The 19,602-nt window shown below is 71.7% G+C and carries 18 protein-coding genes; 3 read left to right on the forward strand and 15 right to left on the reverse strand.

All coding sequences use genetic code 11. The features are described 5' to 3' along the window. Positions 1 to 192 precede the first annotated feature (192 nt). The 4 genes from SY2F82_RS27825 to SY2F82_RS27840 all read right to left on the reverse strand — a co-directional run bounded on the left by SY2F82_RS27825 (position 193) and on the right by SY2F82_RS27840 (position 4,809). A complete protein-coding gene (locus SY2F82_RS27825) occupies positions 193 to 1,554 on the reverse strand; it encodes a wax ester/triacylglycerol synthase family O-acyltransferase (protein ID WP_200421899.1) in 1,362 nt (453 codons plus the stop codon). Between the two features lie 144 nt (positions 1,555 to 1,698). After that, entirely contained in the window at positions 1,699 to 4,029 is a 2,331-nt protein-coding gene (locus tag SY2F82_RS27830; RefSeq protein ID WP_200421900.1) for a GH92 family glycosyl hydrolase, read from the reverse strand. A 54-nt stretch (positions 4,030 to 4,083) separates the two neighbouring features. After that, positions 4,084 to 4,338: a hypothetical protein gene (locus SY2F82_RS27835; RefSeq protein ID WP_200421901.1), complete on the reverse strand. Its 255-nt coding sequence runs from the start codon at positions 4,336 to 4,338 to the stop codon at positions 4,084 to 4,086. A gap of 78 nt (positions 4,339 to 4,416) precedes the next feature. After that, entirely contained in the window at positions 4,417 to 4,809 is a 393-nt protein-coding gene (locus tag SY2F82_RS27840; protein WP_200421902.1) for a helix-turn-helix domain-containing protein, read from the reverse strand. A gap of 104 nt (positions 4,810 to 4,913) precedes the next feature. Here SY2F82_RS27840 and SY2F82_RS27845 point away from each other — a divergent pair, with 104 nt between their 5' ends. Beyond that, positions 4,914 to 5,759, forward strand: coding sequence for an SDR family oxidoreductase (locus SY2F82_RS27845; RefSeq protein WP_200421903.1), 846 nt, complete (start codon positions 4,914 to 4,916; stop codon positions 5,757 to 5,759). A gap of 34 nt (positions 5,760 to 5,793) precedes the next feature. Here SY2F82_RS27845 and glgC read toward each other — a convergent pair whose 3' ends face one another. The 3 genes from glgC to SY2F82_RS27860 form a co-directional block, all read right to left on the reverse strand. Then, a complete protein-coding gene (gene glgC / locus SY2F82_RS27850; RefSeq protein ID WP_200421904.1) occupies positions 5,794 to 7,014 on the reverse strand; it encodes a glucose-1-phosphate adenylyltransferase in 1,221 nt (406 codons plus the stop codon). A 44-nt stretch (positions 7,015 to 7,058) separates the two neighbouring features. Beyond that, the gene (glgA, locus tag SY2F82_RS27855) at positions 7,059 to 8,210 is read right to left on the reverse strand and encodes a glycogen synthase (protein WP_200421905.1); all 1,152 of its coding nucleotides are present in this window, start codon (positions 8,208 to 8,210) and stop codon (positions 7,059 to 7,061) included. Positions 8,211 to 8,284: 74 nt separating this feature from the next. After that, positions 8,285 to 8,998, reverse strand: a complete 714-nt coding sequence (locus SY2F82_RS27860) for a (2Fe-2S)-binding protein (RefSeq protein WP_236041832.1) — start codon at positions 8,996 to 8,998, stop codon at positions 8,285 to 8,287. 239 nt (positions 8,999 to 9,237) lie between these two features. On the opposite strand from SY2F82_RS27860, the gene SY2F82_RS27865 reads away from it, so the two are divergent. Next, entirely contained in the window at positions 9,238 to 10,323 is a 1,086-nt protein-coding gene (locus tag SY2F82_RS27865) for a DMT family transporter (RefSeq protein ID WP_200421907.1), read from the forward strand. Between the two features lie 39 nt (positions 10,324 to 10,362). On the opposite strand, the gene SY2F82_RS27870 is transcribed toward SY2F82_RS27865, so the two are convergent. Then, on the reverse strand, positions 10,363 to 11,574 hold the full coding sequence (locus tag SY2F82_RS27870) for a transglycosylase family protein (protein WP_200421908.1): 1,212 nt from the start codon (positions 11,572 to 11,574) through the stop codon (positions 10,363 to 10,365). Positions 11,575 to 11,929: 355 nt separating this feature from the next. Between SY2F82_RS27870 and gndA the strand changes: the two genes are divergently transcribed. After that, positions 11,930 to 13,369: an NADP-dependent phosphogluconate dehydrogenase gene (gndA, locus tag SY2F82_RS27875; RefSeq protein WP_200421909.1), complete on the forward strand. Its 1,440-nt coding sequence runs from the start codon at positions 11,930 to 11,932 to the stop codon at positions 13,367 to 13,369. A gap of 769 nt (positions 13,370 to 14,138) precedes the next feature. On the opposite strand, the gene SY2F82_RS27880 is transcribed toward gndA, so the two are convergent. The 7 genes from SY2F82_RS27880 to SY2F82_RS27910 all read right to left on the reverse strand — a co-directional run bounded on the left by SY2F82_RS27880 (position 14,139) and on the right by SY2F82_RS27910 (position 19,599). Then, on the reverse strand, positions 14,139 to 14,828 hold the full coding sequence (locus SY2F82_RS27880) for an aspartate/glutamate racemase family protein (RefSeq protein ID WP_200421910.1): 690 nt from the start codon (positions 14,826 to 14,828) through the stop codon (positions 14,139 to 14,141). After that, the gene (gene panD / locus SY2F82_RS27885) at positions 14,825 to 15,247 is read right to left on the reverse strand and encodes an aspartate 1-decarboxylase (protein ID WP_200421911.1); all 423 of its coding nucleotides are present in this window, start codon (positions 15,245 to 15,247) and stop codon (positions 14,825 to 14,827) included. Before panD ends, SY2F82_RS27880 begins: the two co-directional genes overlap by 4 nt. 748 nt (positions 15,248 to 15,995) lie before the next feature. Then, a complete protein-coding gene (locus SY2F82_RS27890) occupies positions 15,996 to 16,388 on the reverse strand; it encodes a DUF2267 domain-containing protein (protein WP_067043084.1) in 393 nt (130 codons plus the stop codon). 22 nt (positions 16,389 to 16,410) lie between these two features. Next, positions 16,411 to 16,689, reverse strand: coding sequence for a hypothetical protein (locus SY2F82_RS27895; protein WP_236041833.1), 279 nt, complete (start codon positions 16,687 to 16,689; stop codon positions 16,411 to 16,413). Positions 16,690 to 16,972: 283 nt separating this feature from the next. Continuing rightward, positions 16,973 to 17,473 carry an Hsp20/alpha crystallin family protein gene (locus SY2F82_RS27900; RefSeq protein ID WP_200422146.1) on the reverse strand — a complete coding sequence of 167 codons (501 nt, stop codon included), beginning with the start codon at positions 17,471 to 17,473 and terminating at the stop codon, positions 16,973 to 16,975. Positions 17,474 to 17,521: 48 nt separating this feature from the next. Then, positions 17,522 to 19,336: an FAD-dependent oxidoreductase gene (locus SY2F82_RS27905; RefSeq protein WP_200421912.1), complete on the reverse strand. Its 1,815-nt coding sequence runs from the start codon at positions 19,334 to 19,336 to the stop codon at positions 17,522 to 17,524. Beyond that, positions 19,336 to 19,599 (reverse strand): UBP-type zinc finger domain-containing protein, encoded by a 264-nt coding sequence (locus tag SY2F82_RS27910; RefSeq protein WP_200421913.1) that lies wholly within the window; start codon positions 19,597 to 19,599, stop codon positions 19,336 to 19,338. The genes SY2F82_RS27905 and SY2F82_RS27910 overlap by 1 nt, the downstream gene beginning before the upstream one ends. Positions 19,600 to 19,602 lie beyond the last annotated feature (3 nt).

Raw genomic sequence — 19,602 nt, forward strand, 5'->3', positions numbered from 1 at the left:
AAGAGCTTGCCGGAAGTTCGAGGACGAGGCCGTGGGCCGACGGCGGGGGCCCGGGGGCGCAGCCCCCGGAAACGGGACCGGTAGCGGGGGCGGCGGAGCCGGGAGGACCCCGCCGACGAGCGGGCCGCCCACCACCGCGGACACGTGCCCCGGCACCACTCGGGATGCCGGGACCAACGCGTCCGTCCCCGTTCAGATGCGGCAGGCCGCCAGCAGTGTCTCGACCTCGTCCGGGACCGCCCGGGCCAGGCGCTCCAGGTCCGGGACCGCCCGGCCGTCCGCGACGAGCCCGTAGTGGACGCGGCCGCGGTACGTGGAGATCGCCACCGCCAGGGACTGGCCGCGGGCCAGGGGGGCGAGCGGGTAGACCTCGGCGAGCGGGTTGCCGCCGAGCCTCAGCCCGAGGCTGGGCAGCGGCACGCTGGTGACCAGGATGTCGAACCAGAGCCGTGCGGCCTGGCTGACCAGCGGTCCGCCCAGCCGGTGCCCCAGCGCCGGCACATGGTCGGCGAGCAGCGCGACGGCGCCCGCGCCCCGGTTGGGCCCGGCGTCCTTGTTGCGGTCCATGGCCGTACGGACCGTCCGCAGCCGCTCCAGCGGGTCCGGATCAGCGACCGGAAGCCGTATCAGGTAGCCGGAGAGCCGGTTGCCCTGTGGGTGCGCGGTGCGCGGCCGGCGCTTGGACACCGGGATGAGCGCGCGCGGCTCGACACCCGCGCTGCCGTCGCCGCGCTCATCCAGCCAGCGCCGCAGGGCGCCCGCGACGACCGCGATCAGCACGTCGTTCACGGTGCCGCCCGCCGACTTCCGCACCCGGTGCACATCGTCGAGGTCGATGGCGACACCGGCCGTACGGCGGGTGCCGCTGGGCTCGGAGGTGAGCGCGGACGAGGAGCGCATGCCGAGGGTGGACAGGGCGACGGAGGTGCCGATGTCGAGAGCGCGCCCCACGTCGGCGAGCGTGCCGCGCAGCAGCCCCGGGAGCCTGCGCACATCGGGCAGGAGGCCCCGGGCGGGCTCCGGCGGGCGCGGCCGGGGCTCGGGCATGTCCATCGGGTCCATGACGGCGGCCGCGAGGGTCAGCGCGCGCAGCCCGTCGGCGAGCGCGTGGTGGAACTTGAACAGCACGGCGAAGGAGGTGCCGTCCTCCCCCGGCAGCACATGCGCCTCCCACGGCGGCCGGCCGCGCACCAGCGCGCGCTCCATGAGCCGCCCGGCCTCGGCGTGGAAGTCGGCGGTGGGCGCGTGCAGCCGCACATGGCGCAGGGGGTCGAAGTCGGGATCGGGCTCCCGGGTCGCGCCGCCCAGGGCGAGCGGGAGGCGCGCGGCGGCGAGGTCGCGCGGCAGGCGTACGTCCGGCAGCCAGACGTCGCGGATCCGCATGCGCAGTCCCGGGACCGCGGCGGCGCGGGCCGCCAGCAGATCCGCGGCATGGGCGCCCGCGGTCGGCGAGTGGCAGGAGAACACGCCGAGGGCACCGAGGTGCATGGGGTGCCGGGCGGACTCGATGTTCCAGAACGCCAGGTCGAGTGGTGCGAGCAGGTCAGAAGTCAATGGCTTGCCTCGCGTCGACGATGAGGGAAGCACGAGTCAACCTCCGACAGACGATTACGGTCAAGTACGATCAGGCTACGTACAGTTAACAGCGGATTAAGTCCCGCCTCGCCGAGAGAGGCGGGACTGATGTGGCGGAAGAGGTCATTTCAGCGGGGGCGGCGCGGCCTGCGGTGCCGTACCCCACCCGGACGGCCGCGCGCCGACCGTGAACTCCAGCGTGCCCAGTCGGCGCAACGCGTCCGTCGTGACGTACGTGCGTTCGTACGCCGTTCCGTCGATGCGCACCTTCTGGACGTACCGGTCGCTCTGTGACGTGCCGGGTGCGGTGACGGTCAGCTTGCCGCGCGGGTAGTACGCCCGGTCGAGCACCAGGTCGACGCGGTCGAAGACCGGGGTGGTCAGACCCCAGGTGGGATAGCCGGGCTGCACGGGGAAGAGGCCGATGGACGACAGCACGTTCCAGGCGGACATGGTGCCGAGGTCGTCGTTGCCGGTCATCCCGGTCGGGCCGTTGGTGAAGAGGGTCAGCGCCGCGTGCACCACGTCCGTGGTCTTCCACGGCTGACCGGTCGACAGATACGTGTAGGGGGCGATCAGGTCCGGCTCGTTCTGCGGGTTGTACGTGGCCGCGTCGTAGTAGGCGTACGCTCCGTGCACCCACACCTCACGTGCGGTCTTCTCCGGGTCCTTGAGCAGCGCGTCGTAGGCGAAGAAGGCGTCGAGCCGGTCATTGGCCGCCTGCCGGCCGCCGATGAGGCCGACCATGCCGGGCAGGTCCTGCGGCACGAGCCACTGGTACTGCCAGGCGGTGCCCTCGTGGAAGCCCTTGCTCCTGGCCGGATCGGCCGGTCCTGCGAAGGCGCCGGACGCCTCGCGGGCGCGGAAGAAGCGGGTCGAGGGGTCGAAGAGGGTGCGGTAGTTCCGCGACCGGGCGGCGTAGCGGGCGGCGTCCGCGGGGTGTCCCAGGTCACGTGCCATCTGGGCGAGCATGGCGTCGGCGAGCGCGTACTCCAGCGTCACCGATCCGCCGTGGTGGTAGTCGGAGTCGCCGGGCTTGGTGTAGGGGCGGCCCTTGATGTAGGGCGCGAAGCCGTGTGCGATGTACTCGCGGTTCGCCTCACGGCCCGTGTACATGGTGTCGGCGGGCGGCAGGCCGTCGGCGTTCTTCTTCAGCGCGCGGTACGCCCGCTCCTCGTACCCCTTGAGCAGCCCCTGATGATAGGCGTGGGTCAGGTACGGGGTGACGGGGTCGCCGCTCATGATGTTCGTCTCGACCGGGCCGTAGCCCCACTTGGGCAGCCAGCCGCCCTGCTCGTCGACCTTCAGCAGGGAGATCGCCATGTCGCGCGCCTCGCGCGGCGCGAGCAGGGACAGCAGCTGGGACTGGGTGCGGTAGGTGTCCCACAGCGACCAGTTCTGGAAGTACGTGAAGCCCTGCGCCCGGTGGACCTTCTGGTCCCAGCCGGTGTAGCGGCCGTCGGCGTCGCTGCCGATGTTCGGCGCGAGGAACGACCGGTACAGCGAGGAGTAGAAGGTGGTGTGCAGGGGGGTGTCACCGCCCTGGACCCGGACGTCATCGAGACGGTCCTCCCAGGCACGGCGGGCGGCCTCCCGCACGGTGTCGAACGAACGGCCGTACGTGGTAGCGAGGTTGACGTCGGCGCCGTGTGCGTCGACGTACGACAGCGCGGTGGTCGCCTCGACGGTGCGGTCCTTGGTGGTGTCGAAGGTGACGTACGCGCCGTTGCGTCCGGGCCCCGCCGACTTCGTCGCCCCCGGGGTGATCGAGTCCTGGTACCAGGTCCCGTGCGCGGTGAACGGCCGGTTGAAGCGGGTGACCGTGTAGACCGTGTACGGCCGGGTGGAGCGGCAGAAGCCGCTGCCCGTGATCTCGGTGCGCACGGTGCGGTCGTCGAGGATCTCCACCTTGGAGGACACGTTCTTGTGCAGCGCCTGGCCCGCGTTGAGCAGCACGTTCGCCTTGTCGGTGGCCGGGAAGGCGTAGCGCTGCACGGCGGTGCGCTGGGACGCCGTCAGTTCGGCGTCGATGCCGCTGTCGAGGCCGACCCGGTAGTAGCCGGGGCTCGCCTGCTCGTTCGCGTGGCTGAACACGGCCGCGTACTTGGCGTAGTCCGTCTCGGTCACGTCACCCGTCGTCGGCAGCACCGGCAGGTCTCCTCCGATGGCGCAGCCGACGCCGGAGAGGTGCACGAGGGAGAAGCCGCGGATCCGGCTCTGGGTGTGGTCGTAGCCGGTGTTGTGCCCGGTGTCCGGGGAGAACTGCACCATGCCGAAGGGCACGGCGGCGCCGGGGAAGGTGTTGCCCTCGTCCTGCGTGCCGATGAACGGGTTGACCAGACCGGTGAGCCCGCCGTCGCGCGGCTCGGCGGCATGCGCGGCCGGCGGGAGGCACAGCGTCGCGGCCACCACCGTGCTCGCGGCGGCGAGGCGCAGGCGCCGGGTGCGTCTCATCTCGGAAGACCTCCGGAGGATCGATGTCGTCGAGCACATGGTGGTGGCGGGGCGTCAGTTTCCCGGGCAGCCGGCGGGGTTGTTCCGTGACGCGTCGCAAATCAGCACCTGGTGCGCGACCCGCAGACGCGTCGTCCGGCTCGGGAACCCGGCGGGAGCGGGTGAGCAGACCGCGGTCGACATCCACGAGTCGTGGGTGAGCCGGAGCCGCCCGCGCGGGCCGATCGGCCGGCCGGCGGGCACGCTGAAGATGCGGCGGTACCCCATACGGTCCTCGTGCCGCTCGATGCCGGAGAGCTGCGACTTCACGGGATGGGGAACGAGGGTGTGCGCGCCGAGGTTCTTCCCGAGCGGCGGCCGTTCACCCGCCCGTGCCGCCCGGCGGTGCTACCGGGCCGGGGCGGTGTCGTAGTCGTTACGGGCTTGTTCGACCTCGTCCAGGTGCTCGGCGGACCATTGTGCGAGGTGGGCGAAGAGCGGGGCGAGACTGCGACCGAGTGCGCTGATCTCGTACTCGACCCGTGGGGGGACCTCCGGGTGGTACGTGCGCACGATCAGCCCGTCGCGCTCCAGTTGCCTCAGCCGCTGGGTCAGCACCTTGGGCGTGATCCTGTCGATGCGCCGCTGGAGTTCGACGAAGCGCTGACGGCCGTGGGCGTGGAGGCTCCACAGGATGGGGGTCGTCCAGCGGCTGAACACGATGTCGACGACCGGGGCGATGGGACAGGCGAGTTCGGGGTCGGTCCCGGCCGACGCCGCCCAGGTCGCTTCACCGGCCATGCGCACCCCTTTGGGATAGCCACTTTCCTGTAGGTACCTACTATACCGACGGTGTTAGCGTCCCTGTGTCTCGACAACCACCGTGAAGAAACAGGGAGTTGACCATGTTCGTAGTGACGGGGGCGACCGGCAACGTCGGCCGGGCGCTGGTGCAGATCCTGGTGGCCGGCGGCGAGCAGGTGACCGCGACGTCGCGTGGGATCTCGGAGGCCGACATGCCGGAGGGCGTCCGGCGGCGGACGGCGGACCTGACCGACCCGGAGAGCCTATGGCCCGTGTTCGACGGCGCCGATGCGCTCTTCCTGCAGAACGGCGGCCCCAGTGCGCACCTGCTGAGCCCGCGGGACATCCTGGACGTCGCCAAGGCCGGCGGTGTCGGACGGGTGGTGCTGCTCTCGTCGCAGGGGGTCGTGACCCGGCCGGAGTCGGGCTCGCACGGGGGCGTCGCCCGCGCCATCGAGGACGCCGTACGGGAGTCGGGCCTGGAGTGGACGATCCTGCGACCCGGCGGCTTCCACTCCAACGCGTACGCCTGGGCCGAGCCCGTCCGTACCCGGCGGGCCGTCGCGGCACCGTTCGGAGACGTCGGACTGCCCACCGTCCACCCGGGGGACATCGCCGAGGTCGCCGCGGCGGCGCTGCGCGAGGACGGTCATCACGGCCGCGTCCACGAACTGACCGGGCCGTCGCTCACCACGCCCCGGCAACGGGCGGAGGCGATCGGCGACGCGCTCGGCGAACCCGTACGGTTCATCGAGCAGACCCGCGACGAGGCCCGCGCGGAGATGGTGCGGTTCATGCCCGAGCCGGTGGTCGAGACCACCCTGGCCATCCTGGGCGAGCCGACCCCCGCCGAACAACGCGTCAGCCCCGACGTCGAACGCGTCCTCGGCCGCCCGCCCCGCGCCTTCGCCGACTGGGCCCGGGAGAATGTCGCCGCCTTCCGCTGACGTACCAGCCGGTGTCGGCCAGGGCCCGCAGGGACTACGACACCCGCTGCCCCTTCCCCAGCGCGATGACTCCGCCCTTCGACACCGTGTACAGCTCGGCGTCCCGCCCCGGGTTGACGCCGATCGTCGCGCCCGGGGGTACCTCCACGTTCTTGTCGAGGACCGCTCCGCGGACGATCGCGCCGCGGCCGACGTGGACGTTGTCGTGCAGGACCGAGCCCTGGACGACGGCGCCCGGGTCCACCAGGACGCCCGGGGACAGGACCGACCGCGTCACCTGGCCCCGGATCAGGCACCCGGCGCTGATGATCGACTCGCTGGCGATGCCGCCCGAGTTGAAACGGGCCGGTGACAACTGGTTGGAGTGCGTGTAGATGGGCCAGTTGCGGTTGTAGAGGTTGAAGGCCGGGCGCTCCGCGATCAGGTCCATGTGCGCCTCGTAGTACGCGTCCAGGGTGCCCACGTCCCGCCAGTAGCCCCGGTCGCGACTGGTCTCGCCGGGCACGTGGTTGGCGCTGAAGTCGTACAGCTGGGCCTCGCCGCGCTCGGTGAGCTGGGGCAGGATCGAACCGCCCATGTCGTGCACCGAGGTCTGGTCCTCGGCGTCCCGCTGCAACGCCTCGATCAGCGCCTTGGTGGTGAAGATGTAGTTGCCCATGGAGGCGAAGACGGTGTCGGGGTCGCCCGGCAGCCCGGGCGGGTCGGCGGGCTTCTCCAGGAAGCGTTCGACCGTCTGGCCGTCCGAGCCGGGCGTGATCACGCCGAAGGAGGAGGACTCCGCGCGCGGCACCCGTATGCCCGCGACGGTCACGCCCGCCCCGCCCTCGATGTGCTGTGCGAGCATCTGCCGCGGGTCCATGCGGTAGACGTGGTCGGCGCCGAACACCGCCACGTACTCCGGCTGTTCGTCGTGGATCAGGTTCAGCGACTGCAGGATCGCGTCCGCGCTGCCCAGGTACCAGCGCGGACCGAGCCGCTGCTGGGCCGGTACCGGGGTGACGTAGTTGCCGAGCAGGCTGGACATCCGCCAGGTGGTGGTGATGTGCCGGTCCAGGGAGTGCGACTTGTACTGCGTGAGCACGCAGATGCGCAGGATGTCGCCGTTGACGAGGTTCGACAGGACGAAGTCCACGAGGCGGTAGGTCCCGCCGAAGGTCACGGCCGGTTTCGCGCGGTCGGCGGTCAGCGGCATCAGCCGCTTGCCCTCCCCGCCGGCCAGTACGATTCCCAGCACCGAAGGTCCACCGCGCCGCATGCCGCCGCCCCTCTACGCCCGGTTGTGCTGCACTTTGCTGATTACTACCCCTGTTTGAGGACATCCTCGTACAGGCGGACCGTGCGCCGGGCCACCGCGTCCCAGCCGAACTCCCCCGCCGCGCGCTCCCGTCCGGCCTCGCCCATCCGCCGCGCGGCCACCGGATCGGCGAGGACGGCGTCGAGAGCACGCGCGAGGTGCTCCTCGAAGCCGTCGTCCACGTCGACCAGCAGGCCGGTACGGCCGTCGTCCACGACCTCCGGGATGCCGCCGGTGCGCGAGGCCACCACGGCGGTGCCGCACGCCATGGCCTCCAGGTTGACGATGCCGAGCGGCTCGTACACCGACGGGCAGACGAACACCGTGGCATGGGTGAGGAGCTGGATCACCTCGGGGCGCGGCAGCATCTTGGGGATCCAGTGCACGCCCTCACGGCCCCTGCTCAGCTCCTCGAACAGGTCACGGAACTCACGGTCGATCTCGGGGGTGTCCGGCGCGCCCGCGCACAGGACGACCTGGGCCGCCGGGTCGATGTGCCGCACCGCGCGCAGCAGATGGGGCACGCCCTTCTGGCGGGTGATCCGCCCGACGAACAGGACGTAGGGGCGGTCCGGGTCGACGCCGATGCGGGAGAGGACGTCCGTGCCCGGGTCCGGCCGGTACAGGGTGGTGTCGATCCCGTTGTGCACGACGTGGACCCGTGCCGGGTCCAGGGCCGGATAGCAGGTGAGGATGTCGTCGCGCATGGCGCCGGAGACGGCGATCACCGCGTCCGCGGCCTCGATCGCGGTGCGCTCCGCCCAGCTGGAGAGCGCGTACCCGCCGCCGAGCTGTTCGGCCTTCCAGGGGCGCAGCGGCTCCAGCGAGTGCGCGGTCATCACGTGCGGGATGCCGTACAGCAGCTTGGCGAGGTGGCCGGCGAGGTTGGCGTACCAGGTGTGGGAGTGGACCAGCTCACGGCCCTGGAGGGCGGCGGTCATGGCCAGGTCCACGGAGAAGGTGCGCAGCGCGTCGTTGGCGGAGTCGAGGCCGGTCCACGGCCGGTGGCGTATCACCCCGCCCGCGCCGCCCTCACCCCAGCAGTGCACGTCGAGGTCGACGAGGGAGCGCAACTCCCGGGCGAGGAACTCGACATGGACGCCCGCACCGCCGTACACGTCCGGCGGGTACTCCCGGGTCAGCAGTCCCACACGCACCCGGTACCCCCTGTCTCAGCGGCTGGTTCCCACATGGTCACCCAGATGCGGCCGTTGCGGAAGACCACCTGTGTTCACTCGCGCCCCGGCGGGCGGTCGAAGCAGCAGTCGCCGCACAGTCCGCCCGCGGGCAGCCGGTAGTAGAGGCAGCAGCTGCGGCGGCGGCCGGCGGGGTCAAGGGTGCCGGACAGGTCGGGGTGCGCGAACAGTCCCGCGGCGAGGGAGCGGGCCCGCTCCCCCACGTCCGTACGGCCGGTCTCCCGCGCCCAGCGGTCGATCATGCGGACCGTGCCGGCGAGCGCGGAGCCCGCGTTGCCCCACAACAGCCGTGCGGAGACGCCGTGGCGCGCGCTGAGGACGGCCATGAGGGGCGCGAGGTGCCCCTCACGCACGACCGCGTCGAGCGAGGCGACGGGCAGCGGGCGCACCTCGCTCAGCCAGAGGTCGTCGGGCACACCGCCCTCCGGGTCCCAGCGCAGCAGCTGGGGATCGAGGTCGGGCACCCGCCCGTACAGCGCCGCACTGCCCAGCGCGACGGACCAGATCCGGGCCGCCAGGCCCTGGTGGGCGAGGGAGGCGGCGACCCGGGGTTCCGGTGCCCGGAGACTGTGCGCGACCTTGCGGATGCGTTCGGCCAGCGGATCCGCGCCGCCCTCCGGCGGCTCGGACGCGTACGCCTGCGCCAGCGTGGGCAACGCCCCACGCGGCGGTGCTCCGGTGCGCAGGACGAAGAAGCCGCCGAGCGCGCCGAGCGCCGAGAGGTCGGGGTCGATGTCCTCGAGGTCCACAAGGTCAGTACTACCAAGCGCGCTCCGGGCTCCGGGCTCCGGGCTCGGCCTGGGGACCGGCCCGTCGGCGCCCCTCTCGGGGATGAGAGAAACGCTCTCGTACTCCATCGGCAGTATGACCCAATGGGTGCTCAGGGACGACGACGGGGAACAGCCTCGGGCGGCATCGTGTTGACCATGGAAGAAGACCGTTCGTCGCGCCGGGCCGCCCGCTCCGGCCCCACGCGAAGGAGTCGCTGATGAGCGCCCTCGCGTTGTCCGTGCTCCTGTCGCTCGTCTCCGCCGTCGCGTACGCGGGCGGGGCGATCGTGCAGGAGCAGGTGGCCGTGTCCGCGCCCGGCCGGTCCTACGCGCCGCTGCGCAGGCCGGCCTGGTGGGCGGCGGTCGTGCTGAACGGTCTCGGCGGACTGCTGCACGTGGCGGCGCTCGCCTACGGCCCCTTGAGCCTGGTCCAGCCGCTGGGCGCGCTGACCATCGTGTTCGCGCTGCCGATGGCGGCCCTGTGCGTGGGTCGCCGGGCGGGGACGACCGCCTGGCGCGGTGCCGTCATGGCGACCGTGGGTCTCGCGGTCCTGCTGTCCCTGGTCGGGGTCTCCGACACGCACTCCCTCGGCGGTGCCCAGCGGTTGACGCTGGCCCTGGTCACCGCCGGTGGCGTGATGGCGCTGATGGTCGCGGGACGGGCGACGCACCGGCATCCGGCGGTCCGCAGCGTGCTGTTGGCGGTGGCGTCCGGTGTCGCGTTCGGCATGTCGTCGGTGTTCACCAAGACGGTCGCGGTGGACTGGACCGGCGGGGTCTCCCTCGCGGACCTGCCGAGCCTGGCGGCGATAGGCGTCTTCGCGACGGCCGGTCTGCTGCTGTCGCAGGCCTCCTACCGGGGCGCGGGCCTCGCGGCACCCCTCGCCACGCTGACCGTCGTCAATCCGGTGGCGGCGGCCGCGGTGGGCATCACCCTGTTCGGCGAAACCTTCCGCTACGGCATCACCGGCACGGTGCTCGCCCTGGTCTGCGGTGTGCTCGCCGCCGGCGGACTGATCCTGCTGACCACGGAGCGGATCGACGGCGATCGGCGCCCGACGGCGGTCGGCGAGGCCGTCACGGGGGCCGTGGGCGAGCCGTGGCCGAAGGCGCGGCCGGTCCCGGAGCCCGCGACGCCCGTGCGGAAGACGGTCCCGGGCGGGCAGGGCATGGTGGAGAAGGCGTACGAGGACTGGCATCCCGGCGCGTACGGCGTGCCGTCGCGCCCGTACGACCCCCTGCACACCGGGGTGTTCATTCCGGCGCCCGTCCCGGACCGGTATCGCGCTCGGGCCGGGTCCTGACCGGTCCGGTCCCGTCGGACTGCATCGGCCCGCCCGGTGTCAAACGGGTACGCCACCCGCGCGGAGATAGGCGACCGGGTCGATGTCGCTGCCGAACCCGGGCCCCGTCCGCACCTCGAAGTGCAGATGGGGACCCGTGCTGTTGCCCGTGGAGCCGGAACGGCCGATGCGCTGGCCGGCCACCACGCTCTGCCCGTCCTTGACGGAGATCGCCGACAGATGGGCGTACTGCGTGTAGCGGCCGTCGGCGTGCCGGATGACCACCTGGTAGCCGAAGGAACCGCCCCAGCCGGCACCGACCACCTGCCCGGCCGCGACGGCCCGCACGGAGGTGCCGGTCGGCACGGGGAAGTCGACGCCGGTGTGGTAGCCCTTCGACCACGCCGACCCGGCGGCGTGGTAGCGAGTGCCCGTAGCGGCGTTCACCGGGGCGACCATGGGGTGGGTGGGGGCGCTGTGGTGTGAAGGCGTCTTCCGGGGGGTCGACTTGTGGGTTCCCTCGGACGTCTTGTGGGTCCGCTCGGACGTTTTGTGAGTCGTCGCCTCGGACGTCTTGCGGGTCCGCTCCGGCGTCGCCTCCGGGTGCGCCGGGGCCTTGGCCGCCTTGCCCGCCTTCGCCCGCAGGTTCAGCCGCTGCCCGGGCAGGATCAGGTCCGGGTCCGCGCCGACCGTCGTCCGGTTGGCCGCGTACAGCCCCTGCCAGCCGCCCTGGACGTGGTGGGAGTCGGCGATGCCGGAGAGCGTGTCGCCGTGCACCACGGTGTACATCTCGGTGGTGCCCGCCTGTGACTGGGGCGTGGTCTGCGGTTTCACGTCGCGCACGGAACGTTTGACGGTCGCCGGCGCGGTCTGTGATGTGCCCGGGCCGGATCCGCCCCGGGTCAGACCCGCGCGTGCGGAGCACACCGGCCAGGCGCCGGGCCCCTGTCCCTCGAGGACCTTCTCGGCCACGGCGATCTGCTGGTCCCTGGAGGCCATATCCGCGCGCCGCGCGTACGCCGTCCCCCCGTAGGCCTCCCAGGTCGACTGCGTGAACTGCAGTCCCCCGTAATAGCCGTTGCCGGTGTTGATGCCCCAGTCGCCGCTGGACTCGCAGGCGGCGACCTTGCTCCAGGTGTCCACGTCGGCCGCGTGCGCGACGCCGGTGCCGATGAGCGGGAGTGCCATGCCGGCGCCGCCCGCCGTGACGGTGAGCGAGGCGCGGTTGATCCTTGTCGGCTGATACCGGCGGTGCCGGCCGCGTACGGCCATGGAAAGCCCCCTCGACATGCGTCAGGAGGGGCAAAAGTAAACGCCGCGAACAGGCCATGACAAGACGGGGAATCGGTCGCTCCGTCGCGTCAACTGGCCGGGAATCGCGCCTGGTTGCGGCCGGCGGAGAGAACTGCCGGGGTCCGCGCGTGACGCCGGCTCCTCGGTGGGAGACCCCGGACGGCGGCGGGAGATCGCGTACGGCGTCGGGAGATTCCGGATGTGCGGCGGGTGTACCGGCGCGTCACGATGGTCACCAGGCAATACTGACCAGCACGAGCGGCACCACCCTTCGATGATGTCGTCCGGACCGAACCGGCACCGCCGATTCCAGGACCTCTAGGAGCCAACCGTTATGAGCACTTCAGCCCAGATCGGCGTCACGGGTCTCGCGGTCATGGGCCGCAACCTCGCCCGTAACTTCGCGCGCAACGGCTATGCGGTCGCCCTGCACAACCGGACCGTGTCACGGACCCATGAGCTGGTGAAGGAGTTCGGACACGAGGGCGACTTCGTGGCGACCGAGTCCGCTGAGGACTTCGTGGCGGCGCTGGAGCGGCCACGGCGCCTGATGATCATGGTGAAGGCGGGCGGGCCGACGGACGCCGTGATCCAGGAGTTCGCACCGCTGCTCGAGCCCGGTGACATGATCATCGACGGCGGCAACGCGCACTTCGCGGACACCCGCCGCCGCGAGAAGGAACTGCGGGAGCGGGGCATCCACTTCGTCGGCACCGGCATCTCCGGAGGCGAGGAGGGCGCGCTGCACGGGCCGAGCATCATGCCGGGCGGCTCGGCCGAGTCGTACGAGTCGCTGGGCCCGATGCTGGAGAAGATCTCCGCGAAGGCGAAGGACGGCGCGCCGTGTGTGACCCACGTCGGCCCGGACGGCGCCGGGCACTTCGTGAAGATGGTGCACAACGGCATCGAGTACGCCGACATGCAGTTGATCGGCGAGGCGTACCAGCTGCTGCGCGACGTCGCCGGCTACTCCCCCGCCGAGATCGCGGAGATCTTCCGCACCTGGAACACCGGCCGCCTGGACTCGTACCTGATCGAGATCACGGCGGAGGTGCTCTCCCACGTGGACGCGGCGACGGGCAAGCCGTTCGTGGACGTGGTCCAGGACCAGGCGGAGCAGAAGGGCACCGGCCGCTGGACGGTGCAGATCGCGCTGGACCTCGGCGTTCCGGTGTCCGGCATCGCGGAGGCCGTCTTCGCCCGCTCGCTGTCCGGGCACACGGCGCTGCGCGAGGCGTCGCGGGGCCTGGCCGGGCCCAAGGCGTCGCCGCTCGGCACGTCCGAGGCGGCGGCCTTCGCGGACCGGGTGGAGCAGGCGCTGTACGCGTCGAAGATCGTGTCGTACACGCAGGGCTTCCACGAGATCGCGTCGGGCAGCGCGGAGTACGGCTGGAACATCGACCTCGGTGAGGTGGCGTCCATCTGGCGCGGCGGCTGCATCATCCGCGCGGCGTTCCTCGACCGCATCCGCGCGGCGTACGACGCCCGGGCGGACCTGCCGAGCCTGCTGTCGGACGAGACGTTCGCGCAGGAGATCGCCGCGGCGCAGGACGACTGGCGCGAGGTCCTGGTGGCCGCGACCCGCCAGGGCGTGCCGACGCCGGGCTTCTCGGCGGCCCTCGCCTACTACGACGCCCTGCGCGCGGAGCGGCTGCCGGCCGCGCTGACCCAGGGGCAGCGTGACTTCTTCGGCGCGCACACCTACCGGCGGACGGATCGTGCGGGGTCGTTCCACACGCTGTGGGGCGGGGACCGGTCGGAGGTCGAGGCGTAGGGCGCAGGGCGGCTCAGAGGCCGGGCGGCTCGGGGCTTCGGGGGCGGCGGGCTCGGGGGCTTCGGGGGTGGGCGCCTCGGGGGCTTCGGGGGCGGGCGGCTCTGGGGTCGCCGGACGCCGGCGTGCCCGTCCGTCGGCGTCCGGGTACGGCAGTGGCCGCGGAGTGGCCGGAGACGGCAGTGGCCCGGTGCACGGGGGTTTCCGCCCGTGCACCGGGCCGGTGTGCTTTCCGTGTCGGGGCGTCCTACGAAAGGGGCGGCCCCGGTTCTCCGGGTTCGGGGACGGGGTCCGGGCCCGGCGGTTTCGGGATCGGCGACGGGGGCGGCTCCGGCGTGGGCACCGGCCCCGGGCCGGGGTGCGGGCGGTCGGGGCCCGGTTCGGGGTGCGGGCGGTCCGGACCCGGTCCCGGCGGCACCGGCTCGGGTCCCGGGGGCGTGGGGCCGGGTGCCGGAGGTGTCGGCTCGGGTCCCGGTGGCGCGGGTCCCGGTTCCGGGGGTGCGGGCTCAGGCCCCGGCGCGGGGCCCGGTTCGGGGGTCGGCTCCGGTCCCGGGGTCGGTCCCGGTCCGGGTGGTGGTCCCGGCTGTGCGGGATCGGGGAGCGGATGCGTCATCGTGTCCTCCAGCCAGTCGTACGTCGGCCTGGACTTGTCCCCCGGGTACCCGGGCGCCGTACGGGCACTCACCCCGTTGCGGGACGGGCCGGGGCCCGACCGGGCCACCGCGGTCCGCCGCGGCCGGCCGGGCACAGCGCACGGCGGCGCCGCCACCGGTCAGCCGTGTGAACCGTTCCGAGGGCCGCGTGAACCGTTCCGAGAACCATGTGCCGCTGCGGTGGCCGCAGCGGCGAGTCCGAGCTCCGGGCTCGACAGGACGGGGACGGTGGTCGCGGTCAGGTGCCGGGCCGGGGCCATGGACGCCTGGGCGAGGACGATCGCGTCGGCGTCGGTGACCGAGTCGGCGGCGTCGGCGATCAGGCGGAGGTAGCCGTCGGTGTCCCCGGCCTCGAAACGCGCCCATGCGTCGTCGACGAGCAGGGTGCGCGGTTCGACGTGACCTCGGCCCACCGCCTCCTCGCGCACCAGGGCGACGGTCGGCTCGAGGGTGCTCTCCAGCGCGGCTACGACGACGATCCGGGGCCCTGTGGCCACCGCGGCCGCGGCCATCGGCCGGTCCACGCGCAGCACCGGCACACCGACGTCCGCGCGCTCGGCGACCGCGCCGATGGTCGAGCAGGTGCACAGCACGGCGCGTGCGCCCGCCGCGGCGGCCCCTCGCAGGACGTCCCGGACGTCGTCGGCCACGACGCCCGGGCCGTACGCGCGGGCGCGGTCCAACAGCTCCGTCGCCACGTGGTGCGTCAGGCCGAGCCCCGGATGGGCCGCGTCGCGCAGGGTCTCGAAGACGGGGACGTGGACCGGCGAGGTGTGCAGCAGGGCGAGCGGGCCGGTGTGCGGGGTCACCCGGCGGCCACGGCCTGCGGACTGCGCTCCTGGTCCGATCCCGGTACCGGGGCGGACGGGTCGGCGCCCAGGGCCACGATCCGGTTCTCACCGTCCACGTGCACCACCCGCGGCCGCAGGCTCCGTGCCTCGGCGTCGGAGACCTGGGCGTAGCTGATGATGATCACGAGGTCGCCGGGGTGGACCAGGTGGGCCGCGGCTCCGTTGATGCCGATGACACCCGAGCCGCGTTCGCCCTCGATGACGTACGTCTCCAGGCGGGCACCGTTGGTGATGTCGACGATGTGGACCAGCTCCCCGGGGAGCAGGTCGGCGGCGTCGAGGAGATCGGCGTCGATGGTCACCGATCCCACGTAGTGCAGGTCGGCCTGGGTGACGGTGGCACGGTGGATCTTGGACTTGAACAGAGTACGCAGCACTTTGGACTCCTGAAAGACGGCTCCCTGCCTGCTTTGTGCAGGTCAAGGGCGGTCTTTACTGTACACCGGCACGCGTCGGAGTTGATGATTGTGAGGAACATCGCTTCATTCAGACGACAGGGTTCCCTGCCTGCATTTCCGTGCGAACCAGGCTGTTGTGACGCCGCCGATCAGACGTCTGCCAGGAAGACCCTCTGGGGACTGATGCTGATCAGACGCTGACTTGCTTGACGATACGTCAGTTATGAGAAGTTGGGCGCGCCGCGTGACGGTCAGGACCCCAATGACCGCCGTGACCACGCCGATCGCAGGTACGAGCGGGGGAAACACCGGGCCGGACGGGCCGAAAGCCGCCTTGCCGAGGATGAGCGACGCCACCAGCGTGACGGCGTGGGACTCAAACATGCCCTGGTCCAGGTTGTCGCCGCATTGGAGGAGCCAGCCATCGGGCCGGACTGCTGGGTCGGCTGTCCGCGGGACAACGACAGCGCCTGCGCTGCCCGCCGTCGCAGGCGTGCTCGGTGGACCGGCCGATGCTGGCACTGCTCAGCGACCGGCGGTCCTGTGCCGGCAGCCGGCCCTTCGAACGCATAAGTTGGACGTGGTTGGCACCTGTCCGTCGTACCTTCCCAGGCGCTGCTGTCACAGAAAGGGGAACCGACGGAATGCGAGCTGGAGAACCACGAAAATCCATCCCATAGAACTGTCAGACGATCATCACGCTCAGCAGCCAACGCCCCTCACGGGCTCAGTCCGCGAGGTCGGCCTTGCCGAACAGGACCGCGTAACTGGAGGGGAGCTGGCTGATGATCTGATTCAGCTCTCCGCCGGTGACAGCGTCGGCGACGGTGGTCAGGACCGCGCTGGCGTCCCACTGCGCCGTACGAGGTCGGGCATGGGTGCGCTCGGCGACCCGGCGGTAGAACTCTTCGATCCCGAAGCTTCGCGCCTGCTGCGGCGCGGCATGGTCCAGGACTTGTCCCAGCGGGCCGGGCAGCTGGGATGCGAGGTCCTTGACCTCTCCCGGGCTGATCCGTTGGGCCAGCACTTCGAGCACGGCGTTGGTGACGTCCGCGGCTTCGTCCTGGTCGTTGTATTCGCCTCGCTCGCGCACACGGGCGAGGAACCCATCGTATTTCATAGTTGACTTCCTTCTGCCTTGGTCACCGCTGGTCATGGGGGGCGCCCGGTGCGCCGTCGGGGCGGCCGGGTCCGTCCGCCGGCGCGTAGCTGCCGTTCGCAACGCCCTTGGCCCGAGACTCACGCAGGGCACGGCGCAAACGCCCGGAGCCCCAGGAACGGCCGCCCACCGCCTGTTCGAGTCGGTCGCCGCTCGTCGGGCCGGCTTCTTGGAGCGCGTGGGTCATCTGTTCGATCTCGTCGTCGAGGCGTTGTCCGGCCGTGGCGGACGTACGACTTGCCGTGCCCGCGGTGCCGGCCATCCTCGGCGAATACAGGGTGCTGCCCGGTCCGGTGCCCGGGCGGTAACGGCGGGCTCCGGCGCGCTCCTACTCCCGGCGGCGGGCGGTGCGGTCGGCGATTTCAGGACCTCGCTCACCGTCAGGCGGACCTGGTTCGCTCCCGCGTACGCCACGAAGAACGTCAGCGAGACCAGCAGGAAAAACCACCAACGGTGGGGAGTCGCGTAGCGCGTCTCCGCCGCCGTGAGGGGCGCCGACCCGGCCGCAGTGCCGGATGGGTGCCCGGAACCGCGGCGCTCGCGTCTCAGCCGCTGCTCTCGGTACTTTCACTCCTCTCGGTGATCTCGACGTGTCGCGGCTTTGCGACGTCGGCCTTGGGGACGGTGATGCTGAGCACTCCGTCCTGCATCTCAGCCTTGATCTTGTGGGTGTCCAGTTCTCCGGGCAGCCGCAAACGGTACTCGAAGGCTCCGACGCGGCGGGTGCTGCGGCGCAGGACACCCTTGCGTTCCCGCTCCTTGATCTCTCCGGTGACCACGAGTTCGGGACCGTTGGCCTCTACGTCAATGTCCTTGCTCTTCACACCGGGGAGTTCGATCTCTATGTGGAACGCGTCCTCGGACTCCGACACGTCCGCGAGTGGCGTCCACGCAACCGCGGGTGCCGCGCCCACCGTCGACTCCAGCAGGCCGCTCATCTGGTTGAGCAGTTCGTCGAACTCGACCAGGGGGTTGAGAGGGGTGGGTGCCCAGACGGGCCGTTCCTGCAGGCCGCCACCGCGGTGGCGCCGGACGGGCATGGCCATCGCCATCGCCTCCTTCTTCCTTCTCGTGATCTCGTCGTCCGCCATGCGTCATGCGAGCCATGCGGACTCCTTGTGACGTATGCGTGGGGAGACGTCCGAGTGGCCCGCGACAGCTGACGTGCCGGTGGTGCCGGGTACGGCCGAGTGCCCCAGGTGCCGGTGCACGAAGTGGATGGCCATCGCGCCCTCACCGGCCGCGGAGGCCACCCGCTTCACCGAGCCGCTGCGGACGTCCCCGACCGCGAAGACCCCGGGCAGGCTGGCCTCCAGGGTCATGCACGAGCGCCCGCGGCCGTGCCACACCTCGGGGGAGGCGCAGGCTTCCTGAGCCTCCGGCCCGGTGAGGACGAAGCCGCGGGAGTCGAGGGCGATGATGCCGGCGAGCCACTCGGTGTGAGGGTCGGCGCCGGTGAAGACGAACAGGCTCCGTACCGCGAGCCGGCGGTGCCCGCCCGTGCGGTTGTCGACCACGTCGAGCTCCTCCAGCGCTTCCTGGCCGATGACCTCGGTGACCTCGGTGTGCAGCATGACCTCCACCCGCGGATGGCGCTCGACCTGGTCGACCAGGTAGCGGGACATGTTGGCCTCAAGGCCGGCTCCTCGGACCAGCAGGTGCACCTTCGGTGCGTATCCGGCGAGGAACAGCACCGCCTGGCCCGCCGAGTTGCCTCCGCCGACGACGGCCACCGGGTCGGTGCGGCACTGCTGGGCCTCGTAGACGGTCGCCGAGTAGTGCACGCTCGTTCCCTCCAGGCGTTCGATGCCGGGCACCTGGAGCCGGCGGTAGCGGGCACCCATGGCCAGGACGACGGCGCGGGCGGCGATCTCGCTGCCGTCGGCGAACGCCACCACGTAGTGGTCGTCGTCCTTGGGATGGAGACCGGTCGCCTCCAGCGGAAGGCTGATCCTGGCGCCGAACTTGTCGGCCTGGAGCACGGCGCGTTCGGTGAGTTCGGCGCCGGAGATGCCGGATGGGAAGCCGAGCAGATTCTCGATGCGGGACGACGTGCCGGCCTGGCCGCCGGTGGCCATCGCCTCCACCACCGTGGTGCTCAGGCCCTCGGAGGCGGCGTACACCGCGGCAGCGAGGCCGGCGGGTCCGGAGCCCACGATGAGGACGTCGCCGTGGCGGTTTCCGGCGGGTAGTGACGGCAGGCCGATGAGCCGGGCCAGTTCCGCGTTGCTGGGGTTGCGCAACAGGGTGGTGTCCCGCCAGATGACGAGCGGTGTCTCCTCCGGGCTGACGCCGAAGCGGCGCAGCAGCTCCTCGGCCTCCTCGTCGGTCTCCAGGTCGATCCAGCGGTGCGGCAGCCGGTTGCGGACGGCGAACTCGCGCAGCCGTCTGGTGTCGGGCGAGTAGCGCGAGCCGATGATGCGGAAGCCGGCGCCCTGTCCGACGAGCAGCGCGCGACGGCCCAGACAGGCGCGCAGCACGATGTCCCCGATGGTGGAGTCCTGGGACACCAGGTGGCGCAACTGGTCCAAGGAGACGACAAGGACCTCGCCCGGCTCCCTGGCGACAGCGGTGTAGAAGGCCACTTGTCCGTACAGCAGGCCGAGTTCGCCGATGAAGCGACCGGGGCCGTGCACGCGCAGCACGTGCTCCTCGGGAGTGCCGTAGTCCTCGACGACGGCGACGGAACCGCTGAGGACGACGAAGAACGTCTCGCAGCGCTCCCCCTCCCGGATCAGCACGTCGTTCGGAGCCATGCTCCGGCGTTGCCCGTGCTCCGCCAGACGTGCTATCTGGTCCTCCGTGAGGCGCGGATACGCGCCGTAGATGTCCGGGGTCTCCCAGAAGGCGGCCTCGTCCGCCTTCTCCGGCACCGGTTCTTCGCCCGGCAGCGACTGGCGGCCGGACATCAGACGAACGCCTCGTGAACGTAGCACCAGCGCCAATCCTCGTCGGGCTGGAACGACTGCACGATCGGATGGGCGTCGGCAGCTGCGTGCCTGCGCGCGTGCTTGTTCGGCGAGGAGTCACAGCAGCCGACGTGCCCGCAGGTCAGGCAGAGCCTCAGGTGGACCCACGGGGAGCCGAGCATCAGACACTCCTGACACCCTTCTGGGGTCAGCGGCTTGACCGGCCGGACGAGCGCGAGGTGGGGGTCTGCATGCAGGGTCATCCG

This window comes from Streptomyces sp. Y2F8-2 (assembly GCF_014905555.1).
Lineage (GTDB): Bacteria > Actinomycetota > Actinomycetes > Streptomycetales > Streptomycetaceae > Streptomyces > Streptomyces cynarae.

Excerpts from the sequence above, each read along its gene's own strand:
- SY2F82_RS27890 (WP_067043084.1), bottom strand. The coding sequence starts at position 16,388 with ATGAAATACGATGGGTTCCTCGCCCGTGTGCGCGAGCGAGGCGAATAC.
- SY2F82_RS27840 (WP_200421902.1), bottom strand. The coding sequence starts at position 4,809 with ATGGCCGGTGAAGCGACCTGGGCGGCGTCGGCCGGGACCGACCCCGAA.
- SY2F82_RS27830 (WP_200421900.1), bottom strand. The coding sequence starts at position 4,029 with ATGAGACGCACCCGGCGCCTGCGCCTCGCCGCCGCGAGCACGGTGGTG.
- SY2F82_RS27895 (WP_236041833.1), bottom strand. The coding sequence starts at position 16,689 with ATGGCCGGCACCGCGGGCACGGCAAGTCGTACGTCCGCCACGGCCGGA.
- SY2F82_RS27845 (WP_200421903.1), top strand. The coding sequence starts at position 4,914 with ATGTTCGTAGTGACGGGGGCGACCGGCAACGTCGGCCGGGCGCTGGTG.
- SY2F82_RS27870 (WP_200421908.1), bottom strand. The coding sequence starts at position 11,574 with ATGGCCGTACGCGGCCGGCACCGCCGGTATCAGCCGACAAGGATCAAC.
- SY2F82_RS27900 (WP_200422146.1), bottom strand. The coding sequence starts at position 17,473 with ATGGCCATGCCCGTCCGGCGCCACCGCGGTGGCGGCCTGCAGGAACGG.
- SY2F82_RS27910 (WP_200421913.1), bottom strand. The coding sequence starts at position 19,599 with ATGACCCTGCATGCAGACCCCCACCTCGCGCTCGTCCGGCCGGTCAAG.
- gndA (WP_200421909.1), top strand. The coding sequence starts at position 11,930 with ATGAGCACTTCAGCCCAGATCGGCGTCACGGGTCTCGCGGTCATGGGC.
- SY2F82_RS27865 (WP_200421907.1), top strand. The coding sequence starts at position 9,238 with ATGAGCGCCCTCGCGTTGTCCGTGCTCCTGTCGCTCGTCTCCGCCGTC.
- glgC (WP_200421904.1), bottom strand. The coding sequence starts at position 7,014 with ATGCGGCGCGGTGGACCTTCGGTGCTGGGAATCGTACTGGCCGGCGGG.
- SY2F82_RS27905 (WP_200421912.1), bottom strand. The coding sequence starts at position 19,336 with ATGTCCGGCCGCCAGTCGCTGCCGGGCGAAGAACCGGTGCCGGAGAAG.